The following is a 15,947-nucleotide window of genomic DNA, read 5'->3' on the forward strand; positions in this document are numbered from 1 at the left end:
TGGTCGTGCGGGAATCCGCCACGAATGACATGACTGTTTGGCTGGTATGTTGTGTAACTTGTTGTTTTTAAACGGTTTGTCTGAATTTTTTGATATGGCATGCGGCTTGCGATACGGCGAACCAGGCGGCGGATCACGCCCCTCGACAATAAACCCCTCCGGCTGGAGGGAACATGCTTACAAAAGGGCTGCGCGGTATCGGAAGGATGCACCGCGGGGTCACTGAGGAACTGCCATGACGACCGACGTCACCCGTCAACCGTTCTACAAAATGCTCTACGTCCAGGTTCTGGTCGCTATCACCATCGGTATCCTGCTCGGCCACTTCTACCCCGAGACCGGTGTAGCGCTAAAGCCGCTCGGCGATGGTTTCGTCAAACTGATCAAGATGGTCATCGCCCCCATCATTTTCTGCACCGTGGTCAGCGGTATCGCCGGTATGCAGGACATGAAGGCGGTTGGTCGTACTGGCGGTTACGCGCTGCTGTACTTCGAGATCGTGTCCACCGTTGCCCTGGTGATCGGCCTGATCGTGGTCAATGTGGTGCAGCCAGGTGCCGGCATGCATATCGACCCGAACACGCTGGATGCCAGCAAGATCGCAGCCTATGCCTCCGCGGGCGAGCAGCAGAGCACCGTCGGCTTTCTGCTCAACGTGATCCCGTCCACCGTGGTCGGTGCCTTCGCCAATGGCGACATCCTGCAGGTGCTGTTCTTCTCGGTGATCTTCGCTTTCGCCCTGCAGCGCATGGGCGAGTTCGGCAAGCCGGTGCTGGAATTCATCGACCGCATTGCCCACGTCATGTTCGGCATCATCAACATGATCATGAAGGTCGCGCCCATCGGTGCCTTCGGCGCCATGGCCTTTACCATCGGTCAGTACGGTGTCGGTTCGCTGGTGCAGTTGGGCCAATTGATGCTGTGCTTCTACATCACCTGCGTGTTCTTCGTGCTGGTGGTGCTGGGCGGCATCTGCCGCGCCCATGGTTTCAGCGTCGTGCGCCTGATCCGCTACATCCGTGAAGAGCTGATGATCGTGCTCGGCACTTCGTCTTCCGAGTCGGTACTGCCGCGCATGCTGACCAAGATGGAAAAGCTGGGGGCGAAGAAATCCGTGGTCGGTCTGGTGATCCCCACGGGTTACTCCTTCAACCTCGACGGGACCTCTATCTACCTGACCATGGCAGCGGTTTTCATCGCCCAGGCCACCGATACGCCGATGGACATCACCCATCAGATCACTCTGCTGCTGGTGCTGCTGGTGGCCTCCAAGGGTGCTGCCGGGGTGACCGGTAGCGGCTTCATCGTTCTGGCCGCGACCCTGTCTGCCGTTGGCCACCTGCCGGTTGCCGGTCTGGCGCTGATCCTGGGTATCGACCGCTTCATGTCAGAAGCCCGCGCGCTGACCAACCTGGTTGGCAACGGCGTCGCCACCATCGTGGTCGCCAAGTGGTGCAAGGAGCTGGACGAAGACACCTTGCAGCGCGAGCTAGCGTCTGGTGGCAAGACCGAGGTAGTCGCTGCTCCGGCGATCCGCGAACTGGTTTGACGTGCTGCTCCTGCCACGCACAGGAGTCACCTTCGGCCCGCCTTCATGGCGGGCTTTTTTTGGCCTGGGGTTACGTGACCGAATGGGTCAACCCGGCTGAGCGCACGGGTCATTGAGGGGCGGCGGGGCGGCCCTTAACCTCAAGGGCATAACAACAGCGGAGGAACCGCCCCATGCAACGCAACCATTTCGAGATCGAGCACAACCTGTTCCGCGATGCCTTCGCGGCATTTCTGGACAAGGAGGTGGTGCCGCACCAGGAGGCCTGGGAAGAGGCGGGCGTGGTGGATCGCAGCGTGTGGCGCAAGGCCGGCGAGATGGGTTTTCTGTTGCCCTGGGCGGACGAGGAGTACGGTGGTGCCGGGCTCAAGGACTTTCGCTACGAGCAGATCATGTGCGAGGAGCTGGCGCGCATCAACGAACCCGGTTTCATGATCCCGCTGCACTCGGCATTGTGCGGCCCCTATATCGCCGAGTACGGTAATGCCGAGCAGAAAGCGCGGTTGCTGCCGGGCATCATCAGTGGCGAGACCATCCTGGCGGTGGCAATGACCGAGCCGTCAGCGGGTTCTGACCTGGCCGGCATGCGCACCACGGCGGTGGACAAGGGCGATCATTGGCTGCTCAACGGCTCCAAGGTGTTCATCTCCAATGGCTATCTGGCCGATGTGGTGATAGTCGCAGCCAAGACCGATCCGGCCAACAAGCACGCCATGGGCTTGTTTCTGGTGGAGCGCGGCATGTCCGGCTTCGAGCGCGGCAAGAAGCTGAAGAAACTCGGCATGCACAGCCAGGACACTGCCGAGCTGTTCTTCAACGACGTCAAGGTGCCCAAGGAGAATCTCTTGGGCGATGCCAAGGGCGGCTTCTTCTACCTGATGAACATGCTCGCCCAGGAGCGCCTGACCAATGCCTGTGGCGCGGTGGCTGGCGCCGAGGCGGCGCTGCAGACCACCATCGAGTACGTCAAGGAACGCCAGGCCTTCGGCCGCCCGGTGGCGCATTTCCAGAACACCCGCTTCAAGCTGGCCGAGATGCGCACCCAGATCGACGTGGCCCAGGTGTTCACCGACCGCTGCGTGATGGATCACAACCAGAAGAAGCTCAGTGCAGAAGTCGCCGCAGAGGCCAAACTGTTCACCACCGAGCTGCTGTGCAAGGTGGTCGACGAGGGCGTGCAGCTGCATGGCGGCTGGGGCTACATGTGGGAATACCCGATCTGCAAGATGTACGCGAACGCGCGCATCCAGCGCATCTTTGCCGGTACCTCGGAAATCATGAAGGAAATCATCAGCCGCGGTATGAAGCTGTAGCGGCCGTTCGACGGAGAGTGGATATGAATCTTGCGATTGACGCATGGGCTCAGCCCGCCGGTGGCCAACTGCGCGAGCGCATGCCGGAGGTGGCGCGGCTGTTCGAGAAGTCCGGCAGTGCGCACCTGCTGGATGTGCGACTCGGCCCCGAGGAGACCATCGCACAGATGGACGAGGCGGGCGTCGACAAGCTGATGCTGGCCGCCTGGTGCCGCCCCGAGGGATGGGTGTTCAGCAACGATGAGATCGCCGAGTTTACCCGGGCCTTTCCCGAGCGCTTCGTCGGCGTGGCCACGGTCGATCTGAGCAAGCCGATGGCCGCCGTGCGCGAGCTGGAGCGGGCCGTGCACGAGCTGGGCTGCAAGGCACTGCGCATCGTGCCCTGGCTGTGGAAGTTGCCGCCGAACGACCGGCGCTACTACCCGCTGTACGTGAAGTGCATCGAGCTGGACATTCCCTTCTGCACTCAGGTTGGCCATACCGGCCCGCTGCTGCCGTCGGAAACCGGGCGACCGGTACCCTATCTGGACGAGGTGGCGTTGGACTTCCCGGAGCTGCGCATCGTCGCCGGGCATATTGGCCATCCCTGGACGGACGAGATGATAGGCGTGGCCTGGAAGCACGATAACGTCTTCATCGATACCTCGGCCTATCTGCCCCGTTATTACCCTGCACAGCTTCTGCAGTACATGCAGAGCTACGGCGCGCAAAAGGTGCTGTTCGGCAGCAACTTCCCCCAACTGTCCCTGAGCCGCTGCATGGCCCAGGTCAAGGAACTCGGTCTGGCCGCCGAGGTGGAGGCACAATTTCTGTACGGTAACGCCCGCCGGGTGTTCGGCCTGTAATGTCCGACTGATCGATCCCCCTGGCGCCATGCCGGGATCTACCGCTGGCCCCGCACAACAACCGACAACAGGTGCGCCGCGATGACCGAACCACTGCAACTGCCGCTGCAACGCTTCAACCACTGGCTGGATCGGCAAGCCGATGCCGTCTGGCTGCGTCAGCCGGTCAATGGAGTGTGGCATGACTTCACCTGGCGCCAGGTCGACGAGCAGGCGCGCCGCCTGGCCAGCGCGCTGCTGGCGCTGGGCTGCGTGCCGGGCGAGCGCGTTGCGCTGCTGGCGAAAAACTGCGCCGAATGGTTTATCAGCGACCTGGCGATCCAGCACGCCGGGCTGGTCAGCGTGCCGCTGTATCCGCTGCAGGCGCCGGAACAGATCGCCTATGTGCTGGAGCACGCGGGCTGCAAGGTAATCCTGGTTGGCAAGCTGGATGAGCCGGACAAGCTGGCCACCGGTATCGCGGCGCATATCACCCGCATCGCCATGCCTTATCCGACCATGCCCGCCGAGCATCAATGGCAGGCCTTGCTGGCGGCGCATGAGCCGCTGTTCGGCGGGCATCTGCAACGCGGCGAGGATCTGCTGTCGATCCTCTATACCTCCGGCACCACTGGGCAGCCCAAGGGCGTGATGCTCTCGGCCCACGCCATGGCGTTCTCTGCGGCCAACGCCACGGCGGAGCTGAACATGACGCCGCAGGATCAGTTCTTCTCCTACCTGCCGCTATCGCATGCCGCCGAGCGCTTCCTGGTCGAATTCAACAGCCTCTACTGCGGCGCACCGGTGGCCTTCGTCGAGTCGCTGGAGACCTTCGCCGGCGACCTGCGCCAGGTGCGTCCCACCGTGTTCTTCTCGGTGCCACGGTTGTGGACGCGCTTTCAGCAGGGCGTGCTGGAGAAATTGCCGGCGCACAAGCTCGAGCGCCTGCTGCGTATCCCACTGCTGGGACGTCTGGTGGCGCACAAGGTGCGGGCGGGGTTAGGGTTGGATCGTGCGCGCGTGCTGGTGTCCGGTGCGGCGGCGATTTCCACCGGGCTGCTGGAGTGGTACCGGCGCCTGGGCATGACCATTTGCGAGGGTTACGGCATGACTGAGCACTTCGCCTACGGTTGTTTCAATCGCCCCGGGCAGGTGCGCTTCGGTACCGTGGGCAGGCCGATGCCGCATCTGCAGGTGCGCATCGACGCCAGCGGCGAGATCCTGCTGCGCAGCGAGACGCTGATGCAGGGTTATTACCGTGAGCCGGAGAAAACCGCCGAGACGCTCAAGGATGGCTGGTTGCACACCGGTGACCGCGGCCAGCTGGACGAGGCGGGCTACCTGCGTATCACCGGGCGGGTCAAGGACATCTTCAAGACCAGCAAGGGCAAATACGTCGCGCCAGCGCCCATCGAGGGCGAGATCGCCAAGAGTCATTGGGTCGAGCAGGTGTGCCTGATGGGCAGCAATCTCGATCAACCACTGGCGCTGATCGAGCTCTCGCCAGCCGCCCGCCAGCAACCGCGCGAGTTGCTCGGCCAGTCACTTGCCGAGCATCTGCATGCAGTCAATCAACGGTTGGCGGCGCACGAACGTGTCAGCCATTTCTACCTGGTCAGCGAGGCCTGGACGGTGGATAACGGCAGCATGACGCCGACCATGAAAATTCGCCGCAACGTCCTGGAAGTGCGTTATGCCGAGGCCATTGCCGCCCTCCCCGGTGACGCCGTCATCGTCTGGGAAGGCTGAGTCGCCTAGGCCACTTTTTCTTATCTGGAGTCACCATGTCCGGCCCACTGTCTTCGCTGAAAATTCTCGACTTCTCCACTCTGTTGCCGGGTCCTTTTGCCTCGTTGCTGCTGGCGGATATGGGCGCCGAGGTGCTGCGTGTGGAGTCGCCCACGCGCATGGATCTGGTGCGTGTGCTGCCGCCGCACGATGGCGGAACCTCCACCAGCCACGCCTACCTCAACCGCAACAAGCGCAGCATCGCCCTCGATCTCAAGCGGCCCGAAGCGGTGGAGGTGGTCAGGCAGTTGGTCAGCGAGTACGACATCGTGCTCGAACAGTTTCGTCCCGGCGTGATGGACAAGCTGGGCGTCGGTTACGAGGCACTCAAGTCGATCAACCCACGGCTGATCTACGTGTCGATCACCGGTTACGGCCAGAGTGGGCCTTATCGTGATCGCGCCGGGCACGACATCAACTACCTGGCGCTGGCCGGTATCGCCAGCTACACCGGGCGTCGCGACAGCGGCCCGTTGCCGCTCGGCGTACAGTTGGCCGACCTGGCGGGCGGCTCGCTGCATGGGGTGATCGGCCTGCTTGCTGCTGTGGTGCAGCGCCAGGCCACCGGCGTGGGGCAGCAGGTCGACGTGAGCATGACCGACTGTGCGTTCAGCCTGCATGGCATGGCGGGCGCTGGTTACCTCGGTGCCGGCGTCGAGCCTGGCATGGAAAACCAGGCGCTCAATGGCGGCAGCTTCTACGACTACTACCGCACGCGCGACGGTCGCTGGTTCTCTGTCGGCAGCCTGGAACCGCAATTCATGCAGCAGTTCTGCGCCGCCATTGGCCGCCCCGAATTGGCAGCACGCGGCCTGTCGCAGAGGCCCGAGGATCAACGCACGCTCAAGCGTGAGATCGAGATCGAGTTCGAGAAGCGCGATTTCGCGCAATGGTGCGAAGTCTTCGTTGAGCTTGATGCCTGCGTCGAACCCATGTTGCCGCTGTCCGAAGCGGTGCAGCATCCGCAGATCAAGTCTCGCGGGCTGGTCGTCGAGGTGCCACGTGAGGGGTTGCCCGCGCAGTCGCAGCTGGCTTGCCCGTTGAAGTTCTCCGAAGGGCTGCCGCCACCACGGCATGTCGGGGCGGCGGTTGGCGCGCATACCGCCGAAGTGTTGACAGAGCTGGGTTATGACGCCGAACAGATCGCAGCGTTGAGGAGGGCTAAGGCGCTGGGTTGAGTCGCAAGGCTCACTGTCTGGCAACGTCGCTGCGCACAGCGCACTCTGCGAGACTTCGATACGGGCGTAGGGTGCGCCGCGCGCACCGAGGCGTTATGGAGCTTCCCTCATCACTCCTGACGCTGCTCACCACTGAAGGTCAGCGTCACCTTGCAACGCCGGCAGTAGTAGCGGCGGCCCTTGGCGACCAGGGCGTGACGCTGGGCCGAGAAGGGGAACTCGCCATCTGCGCAGCTACAACGATAGATGAAGCGACTGACCTTGCGCCGCTCGACTTCGTAGCTGTGGCAGCGATGCGGCGGCAGCTCGTAGACGCCGCGCATGATCAGCTGCCACTCCTCGCCATGCGGCTGAATGCGTGGGCCGAATAGCTGATGGGCGACCATGTGGGCGACTTCGTGCGGCACCGTCTGGCGCAGGAAGTCTTCCTGGTTGGCCCGGTACAGCTGTAGGTTGAAGCGCAGCTTGTTTTCCGTCAGGTGCGCGACACCGGCCTTCTGCCCGCGCAGCTTGAAGCTGATCTCGGGGCGGGCAAAGCGTTGCTTGAAGAAGGTTTCGGCCTGCTGGTAGCAGGCTTCGACGCGGGCGTGAATCTGTTCGGGCATGGACAGGCGCTGGTGCAGGCTGAGCGTGAATTATGCCGCAAGCCGACAGCCAGCGCAGGTATCACTCGTCCCCTGGCGCCTGCATTCGCTGTTCCTGCGTGCCGCGGCTCTGGTCCTGCTGCACCGTGCGCTGATACTCCGGCTCCAGGGTATAGGTCCAGAACAGGATCATGCTGACCAGAATGGTGACGATTACCAGCAGCCCCACGCCAATCATCGAGGAGGCGTAGAGGAAACCCTGCTGGTTGTCGATGCGCATGAAGCGTGGCAGCCCGACATAGATCAGGTAGGCGGCATGGGCACAGGCAAGTAGTAGGACGCTGATTGCCAGCCAGCGGGTGGGGTAGAGCGCGGCGATACCGGCCAGGAAGAAGGGCGTGCAGGCATAGGCGATGAAACCGATGCACTGGTTGAAGGTGGGCCTGGCCTCGAAGGTGCGCGACATGTAGCGCAGGAAGTAACCCATGATGAAAACGCCGACCAGCGTTGCCAGATACAGCAACACGCTCAGTTGCAGGGCACTTGCGACCTCCAGGCGAATGCGCTCTTCGTCTACCAGGCTCCAGCCCACCCAATGGGTGCCGATGAACAGGCAAACTGCCGGCAACAGGCTGAAAAGCAGCAGGTAAGGCAGGTAACTGGCGCTGTTGCGTTCCTCGTCCTGGCGAATGGCCGTCCAGGCGCGGTCCGGGCGGGTGAGAAGGGTATAGAGGTTCGCATACATGGTGTGACCATCCGCGTGACTGCCTTTAATTCTCGGGCAGTCGTAGCCGCGTAGGGTTCAACCCAAATTTTCTGACGCATGGCAACGAAAAGGCCGCCCGGAGGCGGCCTGTGGGTTAGCGTCTAGTGACTATCAGCTGGTGTAGACCGGGCCGATGCCCATGCCCCAGAGAATGACCGAGCTGGCGATCATCGCTACCAGCACGACCAGGCCGACCGCCAGTACGGAACTGGAGAACATGAAGCCTTCGTCTTCAGGAATGTTCATGAAGGTCGGTATGCCGACATAGAGCAGATAAACGGTGTAGCAGATCGCGACCGTGCCTACGACCATGCCCAGCCACAGGTGCGGGTAAAGCGCTGCGAGACCTCCGATGAACAGCGGGGTGGCGGTGTAGGCCGCGAATACGACGCACTGGGTCAGGCTGGGATTGGCGTCGTAGGTACGTGCCATCCAGTGGATGAAGGCGCCCATCACGGCTACGCCAGCGAGCATCGCCAGGTAGGACATGATGGTCATCACCATCGCACTGCCTTCGGTGAGCATCACCGGTGCTCGGTCACCAATCGCCCAGCCAACCTGGGTGGTGCCGATGTAGGCTGAAATAGCGGGAATTGCCGCAAGAATCAGCACATGGGTCAGATACATGTGGCTGATGGATTCTTCCTCGCCACGGATTTCTTGCCATTCTTGATCGGGATGGGTGAAGAGCCCCCAAACGTGGTGGATCATGCCAGACACCTCCTCTTTCTTATGACGGTCGCCCCCCAGCGAACGCCCGGCACGCGTGTACAGCGCCACCGGGTGTCAGGCCGAAATCTATGCGACCTTATGTCGCAGTATAGGCAGGGCCTGGAGCAGGCGTGATGTCTGGCTTTAGAGCAAATCGCTCTCTAGAGGTTAGCGGTAATAGCGCTCAAGAATTTCCATGGCCAGGTTTATCGACTGCAACCGCTCTGTGCTGCCGCCTCGGTCCGGATGATGTGCGCTGACCATTTGTCGGTAGCGCAGCTTGATTCGTGGCAGATCGAGCGTCCGTTCATTGGCCAGTTCGAACAGTTCCAGGGCCGCCTGCTTTTCTTCGCCGCCCTGCATGCGTGTCCAGAAGCTGGTCAGCAGGCGCTCGACATCGCGCTCGTCGGTGTCGCGTAGTTGACTCATGTCCAGATAGTAATCGCGCAGCTCGTCGCGTTCACTGAGTGCCGCGTTGCCTGGCTGGTAGGGCAGCAGGCGGATGCACAGCGGGCTGATCTCGAGCAGGTGCGTTTGCTCCTGCCATAGCCGTTCACGCAGGCGATAAAGCGCGTTGAACAGCAGAAAATGAGTGCGAAACAGCACCAGCTTGTCCGCCAGGGGTAGATTGGGGACATGGCCGCTGTGGCGGTCTTTCAATTGCTGGATCAGGGTGTATTCGGCAATGCCGTCCGGTGCTGCCTGCAGCAGCTGCAGTACCTGCTCGGTGAGGTCCAGGTTGGGGTCGAGGTCGTCGTTCATCGGCCGAGACTAGCATTTCATTGCTGTCGGGGTAGGGGCGCGGCGCCATTGTGGGTAAAATGTTGCGCTTTCGTTCCCACTCCCTCGGATTCCGACGCACCATGGGCACCCTTTCGGTCAACCAGAACAAACTGCAGAAGCGCATTCGCCGCCTGGCCGGCGAAGCCATCACCGACTTCAACATGATCGAGGATGGCGACAAGGTGATGGTCTGCCTGTCCGGCGGCAAGGACAGCTACACCATGCTCGACGTGCTGCTGTACCTGCAGAAGGTGGCGCCGATCAAGTTCGAGATCGTCGCAGTGAACATGGACCAGAAGCAGCCCGGCTTCCCCGAGCACGTGCTGCCGGCCTACCTGGAATCCATCGGCGTTGCCTACCACATCATCGAGAAGGACACCTACTCGGTGGTCAAGGAGAAGATCCCCGAGGGCAAGACCACCTGCTCGCTGTGCTCGCGTCTGCGTCGTGGCACCCTGTACACCTATGCCGACGAGATCGGCGCGACCAAGATGGCGCTGGGGCATCACCGCGACGATATCCTGGAAACCTTCTTCCTCAACATGTTCTACGGCGGCACGCTCAAGGCCATGCCGCCCAAGCTGCTGTCCGACGACGGCCGCAACGTGGTGATCCGCCCGCTGGCCTACTGCGCCGAGGCCGATATCGAGGCCTACAGCCAACTCAAGGAGTTCCCGATCATTCCGTGCAACCTGTGCGGTTCGCAGGAGAACCTGCAGCGTCAGGTGGTCAAGGAGATGCTGCAGGAGTGGGAGCGCAAGAGCCCGGGACGTGTCGAGATCATGTTCCGCGCCCTGCAGAACGTGCACCCCTCGCAGCTGGCCGACCGCAACCTGTTCGATTTCAAGAGCCTGAAGATCGACGACAGCGCCACACCGCGCTTCCTCGACGTGATGAGCCTGTAAGCCATCGCGGCTAAAGCCCCTCCCACGGCTCGCGTCGCATGTGGGAGGGGCTTTAGCCGCGACGCTTGCCAGGTCGCAAAGGCCTGGAGTATGGTTCGGCCATCGCTTTGGAGAATTCCATGTCCGCCAGCCTCAACCTCCTGTCCATGCTGCAAGCCGGTGCCTCGCGCGCCGCGCTGGCTCGTGCGCAGGCGCTTGTGGCGGCAGCGTATTATTTCTTTGGGTATTGGTTTAGGCACAGGCGCGCCTGATACCCCACAGGCGGCCTGAGACACCAGGGTCGCCACCAGAGACGTTTTCCAGAAAACCCCCGGTCGGCAACCCGACCGGGGGTTTTATTTTTTCCGGCCGAAAAACGGCCACAGATCGAGGACTTGCAGATGAACCGTTATTACCGCAACTACCGCTACGACTGGCGATTTAGCAGCGTCACCACCGCCCTGACACCTTTGCAACGAACACTCAGTTAGCGCCGCGCGGCGCAGGCCGCGCCGGCCAAGGAACCGCCAGATCATGAATGCTTCCGTCTCTGCTCAACTCGCTTCCACCGTTACCACCATCGCCCGCCGCAGTGCTCAGCCGCTGCCCAGCCCTGCCGTACTGCGTCAACGCCTGCCGTTGTCTGCCACGCTTGCCGAACGTATTGCCGCCGACCGTGACGCCATCCGCGCCGTGCTCGATGGCCGCGACTCGCGCCTGCTCGTGGTGGTCGGCCCCTGTTCCCTGCATGACCATACCAGCGCCCTCGAATACGCCGAGCGCCTGGCCGAGCTGGCGCCGCAGGTCGACGACCAACTGCTGCTGGTGATGCGCGCCTACGTGGAGAAACCACGTACCACCGTGGGCTGGAAGGGGCTGCTGTACGACCCGCATCTCGATGGCAGTGGCGATATGGCCGAAGGCTTGCGCCAGTCGCGGCAACTGATGCTGGATATCCTCGCTCGCGGCCTGCCGCTGGCCACCGAGCTGCTGCAACCGATGGCCGCCGGCTACTTCGACGACCTGCTCGGTTGGGCGGCGATCGGCGCACGTACCAGCGAGTCGCAGGTGCATCGCGAGATGGTCAGCGGCCTGGATCTGCCGGTGGGCTTCAAGAACGGTACCGACGGCAGCGTCGGCATCGCCTGCGACGCCATGCGTTCGGCGGCGCACCCGCATCAGCACTTCGGCATCGACGACCTCGGCCACCCGGCGCTGCTGCACACGGCCGGCAACCCGGACACCCATCTGGTGCTGCGCGGTGGCCACGGCGCGCCGAATCATGATGCGGCAAGCGTCGCCGCCGCACGTGAGGCGCTGCAGCGTCAGGGTATCGCACCGCGCATCATGGTCGACTGCAGCCATGCCAACAGCGGCAAGGACCCGCTGCGCCAGCCGGCGGTGCTGGACAGCGTGATCGACCAGCGCCTGGCCGGGGATGCCAGCCTGCGCGGGGTGATGCTGGAGAGCCACCTGTTCGACGGTTGCCAGGCGCTTTCCGGCGAGCTGCGTTACGGCGTGTCGATCACTGATGGCTGCCTGGGCTGGGAAGGCACCGAAGCGGCGCTGCGCCAGGCCGCCGAGCGTTTGCGCGGGTAGGGCGGGTGTAACCCGCCAGTCCTAGATTGGCGGGTTGCACCCGCCCTACGTGCACGTCACCGCTCAGGGACTTGAGTGTTCGGCGTGCTGCGTGCAGGCTTCGTCATCCGTTTCATGAAGGGTTCGATTCATGCGTGATTACAAGTGGCTGCACGAGTTCTGCCTCAACCGTTTCGGCTCGGCCAAGGCGCTGGAGGCCATGCTGCCGCAGCCGCGCAGCGATGCCGAGCTGCGGGCGCTGAGCGATGACCGTTACCTGTCGCTGATCAGCCTGCGTATCTTCCGCGCAGGCCTCAAACACAGTCTGGTGGATGCCAAATGGCCGGCGTTCGAGGAGGTCTTCTTCGGCTTCGATCCGGAAAAGGTGGTGCTGATGGGCGCCGAGCGCCTGGAGAACCTGATGCAGGATGCGCGGCTGATCCGCCATCTGGGCAAGCTCAAAAGCGTGCCCCGCAATGCCCAGTTCATCCTTGACGTGCGTCGCGAGAAGGGCAGTTTCGGCGCGCTGATCGCCGATTGGCCGGTCAGTGACATCGTCGGGTTGTGGAAGTATCTGGCCAAGCATGGCAGTCAGCTTGGCGGTCTGTCGGCGCCGCGCTTCCTGCGTATGGTGGGCAAGGACACCTTCGTCCCTACCGATGACATGGTCGCCGCGCTCAAGGCGCAGGGCGTGATCGACAAGGCGCCGACCAGTCTGAAAGACCTGGCTGCCGTGCAGGCCGCCTTCAACCAGTGGCAGGCCGAGAGCGGTCGGCCGCTGTGCCAGCTATCGGTGATGCTGGCGCACACGGTCAATCACTGAGCGATTGCTGCAAGGCCTCCAGCCATTCCTTGGGTACGTCACGCTTCATCGCCAGTTGGCACTGCTGGCTGTCAGGGTCGAAGACTATAACCGCCTCGCCCTTGTCCAGGGCGCGGCGTACGCGCTGCACGCGGGTTTCCAACGGGGTTTCATCGCCGTTATCGGTACCGTCGCGGGTGACGAAGTCTTCGATCAGGGCGGTGAGGGTATCGGCTTGCAGCAGCTCAGCGGGGATCAGCACAACGAGTGACTCCAGTTATTGGCGCCCATGATAGAGCCAGAGGGCGCCCTGCTGCGAGTTCTCTCAGTGCACCATGCCGGGCCGCTTGAGGTGGCGCTCCAGGGTGCTGTAGAGCAGGCCACTGTCCAGCGGTTTGCCAAGGAAATCGTCCATGCCGGCGTCCAGGCCGTGTTGGCGGTGCTCTTCGAGGATATGCGCGGTCAGCGCGATGATGGGCACGGCGGCGAGTTGCTGGCTGCGCTCCAGGCGGCGGATCTGCCGGGTGGCTTCGAAGCCGTCCATCACCGGCATCTCGCAGTCCATCAGGATCAAGTGCACGGCAGCCGGGTCGCGAGCGTATTCATCCACCGCTGCCTGGCCGTCGGTGACCAGGCGTACGCTGTAGCCACGTTTTTTCAAAAAGCCCTGAACCACCAGTTGGTTCACCGGGTTGTCCTCCGCCACCAGAATGCAGGGGGCTTCGCTGTTGTCGCTGCGTATTTCTCTGACCAACTGATGTACCTGTGCTCTGGGTTCTTCATACAGCCCGTTCAAGGCCTGGCGCAGTGCGTTGATCGCCACTGGCTGGGCCAGGTGTTGCAGGCGTAGTTCGTAGCTCGCTGGCAGTTGCTGGCAGGCCTCGGGCGGGCAGACCAGCAGCACGCGCTGTTGCGCCTGCAGCTTGGGCCGCAGTGAGTCGAGCCAGTGGTTGACGCCACCTGGCCAGGGCGCCATCAGCACCAGCAGCGGCGGCGCGGCGAAATCCTCCAGGTAGTCCTGCAGGCGCTCCGGCGTCTGGCAGCGCTCGGTACGCATGCCCCAGCGTCCGAGCAAGCGGCTCATGGCATCCAGACCAAGGCCGTCCAGCGAGGCGAGCAGGGCGGTGCGTCCGGCCAGCAGACGACTGAGCTCGTCGGGGGTTTCCTGTTCGGCCAGCAGCGGCATGTCGAAGGCGAAGCGGGTACCCTGGCCCAGGGTGCTCTGTACTTCGATTCTACCGCCCATCATCTCCACCAGTTCCTTGCTGATGGCCAGCCCCAGACCGCTGCCGCCATAACGGCGGGTGGTGCTGGAATCACCCTGGGCGAAGGATTCGAACAATTGCGCCAGTGCCTGCTCGCTGATGCCGATGCCACTATCGCTGACGGCGATCACCAGATGCGGCCTGCCATGGCTGTCACTGCGGCGGCTGACGCTGACCGCGACATGGCCTTCGGCGGTGAACTTCAGGGCGTTGCTGAGAAGGTTCATCAGCACCTGCTTGAGCCGCGTCGGGTCCCCCTGAATGCGCCGTGGCACGCCGTTTTCCAGGCTGACGTAGAGGCGCAGGCGTTTGTCCAGCGCCTGGCCGGTGAACAGGCTGAGCGTTTCGGAAATCATCTCTTCAAGATCGAACTCGATCTGCTCCAGGCTGAGCTTGCCGGATTCGATACGGGCGTAGTCGAGGATGTCGTTGATCACCGCCATCAACGAACTACCGGAGCTGGAAATGGTGTCGACGTAGAAGCGCTGGCTGCGATCCAGGGGCGTTTCGCGCAGCAGCTGCAGCATGCCCAGCACGCCGTTGAGCGGGGTACGGATCTCGTGGCTCATCTTGGCCAGGAAGCGACTCTTGGCCTGGTTCTCGAAGGCGGCTTGCTCGGCCGCACGACGCGACTGGAAGCCTTCTTCCTTGAGCAGGTTGATGCGGTCGGCAAGACCGATGGACAGGGTGATCAGCTCGATGGTCACGCCGATCTTCACCACCGTGGCGCCGAATACGCCGAACACTTCCAGGCCCAGCGAACCGGTGGTGGCCTGGATGAAGGCGAACAGCAGGATGGCCCAGGCCAGGGTGTAGTAGGAGCCGTAGCGCACGCCGCGACGCCACACGTAGATGCCGGTCAGCAGTAGGATCAGCGACACCAGGGACACGGTAACGCTGGCCAGGATGTTCCAGGCGGCGAAGCCGATCAGCGGCACCGACAGCAGGCAGCCGACGCAGATCAGCATCAGCAGGCGCAGGCCGGTGTCCAGACGCGGGAAATACTGACGTGCATGCAGGAAATGGCGGCTGAACTGGATCGCCGTGAGGCAGTGCACGTACATCAGGATGTAGATGCTGACCGACTGAAAGGCCACGTGCTCGGGTAGCAACTTGAACAGCATGCCGTCGAAGCAGGCCGCGAGCAGACCGACGTTGAGGTTGTAGGCCAGGTACCAGAGATAGGCCGACTCGCGCAGCGACAGGTAGAGGAACAGGTTGTAGCAGAACATGGCGAACAGCACGCCGTAGAACGCGCCGTTGAAGCCCATCAGGTTCTCCTGCGCCGCCGCGCTGGCACCGTAGGTGGCGAAGAACAGCGGCACGAACACCGTGCTGCTGGTTTCCACGCGGATCAGCAGGGTGTTGACGCCAGGCTCCAGCTGCATGGGAAACCAGAAATTGCGTACCTGTACCGGTCGCTGGGAGAAGGCGAAGCTGTCGCCGCTTTCCTGTTCCAGGTGCTGGCCATCGGGGCCGATCAGGTGAACCTGGAGGCGATCGAGCAGCGGATAGTTGACTTCGAGATAGCCGCCCAGCTCATGCTCCAGCGTATTGACCAGGCGAGCCTTGAACCACCACACCGATGCGTTCTTGCCAAGGTTGGCGTGCTCGCCGCCGGGTTTGCGGAAAGCATCGTCATCCAGGGCTCGCACCTGCTCGACGCTGAGGGTGCCGTCCACGTCTTCGTAATAACCGGTGTAAGGGCCCAGGGATAGGCGCAGGTCGTCGCTATCCAGCGGCGCAGGTGTAAGGGCCCAACTTGGACAGGCAAGCCAGAACAGCAATAAGGCCAGACAAAGGCGAGGCATCCGTGAACCTCAGAGGGCCATGGGAAATGGCCGGGAGTCATGTTCAACGTCGCTTGGCGACGGCCCGAAGGTTGGCCACTGACTGCAGGCCAGAAAAAGGGGAGCTGATGC

General features: G+C 62.7%; 14 protein-coding genes. 8 read left to right on the forward strand and 6 right to left on the reverse strand.

Features of this window, described 5'->3' with window-relative positions; genetic code table 11:
• Positions 1-235 precede the first annotated feature (235 nt).
• The 5 genes from BLS08_RS09895 to BLS08_RS09915 all read left to right on the forward strand — a co-directional run bounded on the left by BLS08_RS09895 (position 236) and on the right by BLS08_RS09915 (position 6,652).
• Complete coding sequence (locus tag BLS08_RS09895; protein WP_017679015.1) at positions 236-1,549, forward strand: dicarboxylate/amino acid:cation symporter; 1,314 nt, start codon at positions 236-238, stop codon at positions 1,547-1,549.
• A 173-nt stretch (positions 1,550-1,722) separates the two neighbouring features.
• On the forward strand, positions 1,723-2,862 hold the full coding sequence (locus BLS08_RS09900) for an acyl-CoA dehydrogenase family protein (protein ID WP_017679016.1): 1,140 nt from the start codon (positions 1,723-1,725) through the stop codon (positions 2,860-2,862).
• 23 nt (positions 2,863-2,885) lie between these two features.
• Positions 2,886-3,707 (forward strand): amidohydrolase family protein, encoded by an 822-nt coding sequence (locus BLS08_RS09905; RefSeq protein WP_017679017.1) that lies wholly within the window; start codon positions 2,886-2,888, stop codon positions 3,705-3,707.
• Between the two features lie 81 nt (positions 3,708-3,788).
• Positions 3,789-5,435, forward strand: a complete 1,647-nt coding sequence (locus BLS08_RS09910) for an AMP-binding protein (protein ID WP_017679018.1) — start codon at positions 3,789-3,791, stop codon at positions 5,433-5,435.
• A gap of 35 nt (positions 5,436-5,470) precedes the next feature.
• Complete coding sequence (locus BLS08_RS09915) at positions 5,471-6,652, forward strand: CaiB/BaiF CoA transferase family protein (RefSeq protein ID WP_055986588.1); 1,182 nt, start codon at positions 5,471-5,473, stop codon at positions 6,650-6,652.
• A 110-nt stretch (positions 6,653-6,762) separates the two neighbouring features.
• On the opposite strand, the gene BLS08_RS09920 is transcribed toward BLS08_RS09915, so the two are convergent.
• The 4 genes from BLS08_RS09920 to BLS08_RS09935 all read right to left on the reverse strand — a co-directional run bounded on the left by BLS08_RS09920 (position 6,763) and on the right by BLS08_RS09935 (position 9,475).
• Positions 6,763-7,257: a SprT family zinc-dependent metalloprotease gene (locus BLS08_RS09920; protein WP_045735187.1), complete on the reverse strand. Its 495-nt coding sequence runs from the start codon at positions 7,255-7,257 to the stop codon at positions 6,763-6,765.
• Positions 7,258-7,318: 61 nt separating this feature from the next.
• Positions 7,319-7,981, reverse strand: coding sequence for a Yip1 family protein (locus BLS08_RS09925; protein WP_055986585.1), 663 nt, complete (start codon positions 7,979-7,981; stop codon positions 7,319-7,321).
• 132 nt (positions 7,982-8,113) lie between these two features.
• A complete protein-coding gene (locus BLS08_RS09930; RefSeq protein WP_021489753.1) occupies positions 8,114-8,713 on the reverse strand; it encodes a Yip1 family protein in 600 nt (199 codons plus the stop codon).
• A gap of 168 nt (positions 8,714-8,881) precedes the next feature.
• A complete protein-coding gene (locus BLS08_RS09935; protein ID WP_055986582.1) occupies positions 8,882-9,475 on the reverse strand; it encodes a DNA-J related domain-containing protein in 594 nt (197 codons plus the stop codon).
• A 101-nt stretch (positions 9,476-9,576) separates the two neighbouring features.
• On the opposite strand from BLS08_RS09935, the gene ttcA reads away from it, so the two are divergent.
• The 3 genes from ttcA to BLS08_RS09950 all read left to right on the forward strand — a co-directional run bounded on the left by ttcA (position 9,577) and on the right by BLS08_RS09950 (position 12,781).
• Entirely contained in the window at positions 9,577-10,401 is an 825-nt protein-coding gene (gene ttcA / locus BLS08_RS09940) for a tRNA 2-thiocytidine(32) synthetase TtcA (RefSeq protein WP_003244364.1), read from the forward strand.
• A gap of 513 nt (positions 10,402-10,914) precedes the next feature.
• On the forward strand, positions 10,915-11,979 hold the full coding sequence (locus BLS08_RS09945) for a 3-deoxy-7-phosphoheptulonate synthase (RefSeq protein WP_017679026.1): 1,065 nt from the start codon (positions 10,915-10,917) through the stop codon (positions 11,977-11,979).
• Positions 11,980-12,109: 130 nt separating this feature from the next.
• Positions 12,110-12,781, forward strand: coding sequence for a DNA-3-methyladenine glycosylase I (locus tag BLS08_RS09950; protein WP_017679027.1), 672 nt, complete (start codon positions 12,110-12,112; stop codon positions 12,779-12,781).
• On the opposite strand, the gene BLS08_RS09955 is transcribed toward BLS08_RS09950, so the two are convergent.
• Positions 12,771-13,022, reverse strand: coding sequence for a YheU family protein (locus BLS08_RS09955; RefSeq protein WP_017679028.1), 252 nt, complete (start codon positions 13,020-13,022; stop codon positions 12,771-12,773). The genes BLS08_RS09950 and BLS08_RS09955 overlap by 11 nt on opposite strands.
• 63 nt (positions 13,023-13,085) lie before the next feature.
• Entirely contained in the window at positions 13,086-15,836 is a 2,751-nt protein-coding gene (locus BLS08_RS09960; protein WP_055986579.1) for a hybrid sensor histidine kinase/response regulator, read from the reverse strand.
• Between the last annotated feature and the right edge of the window lie 111 nt (positions 15,837-15,947).

It is taken from the genome of Ectopseudomonas chengduensis (genome assembly GCF_900102635.1).
GTDB lineage: Bacteria > Pseudomonadota > Gammaproteobacteria > Pseudomonadales > Pseudomonadaceae > Aquipseudomonas > Aquipseudomonas chengduensis.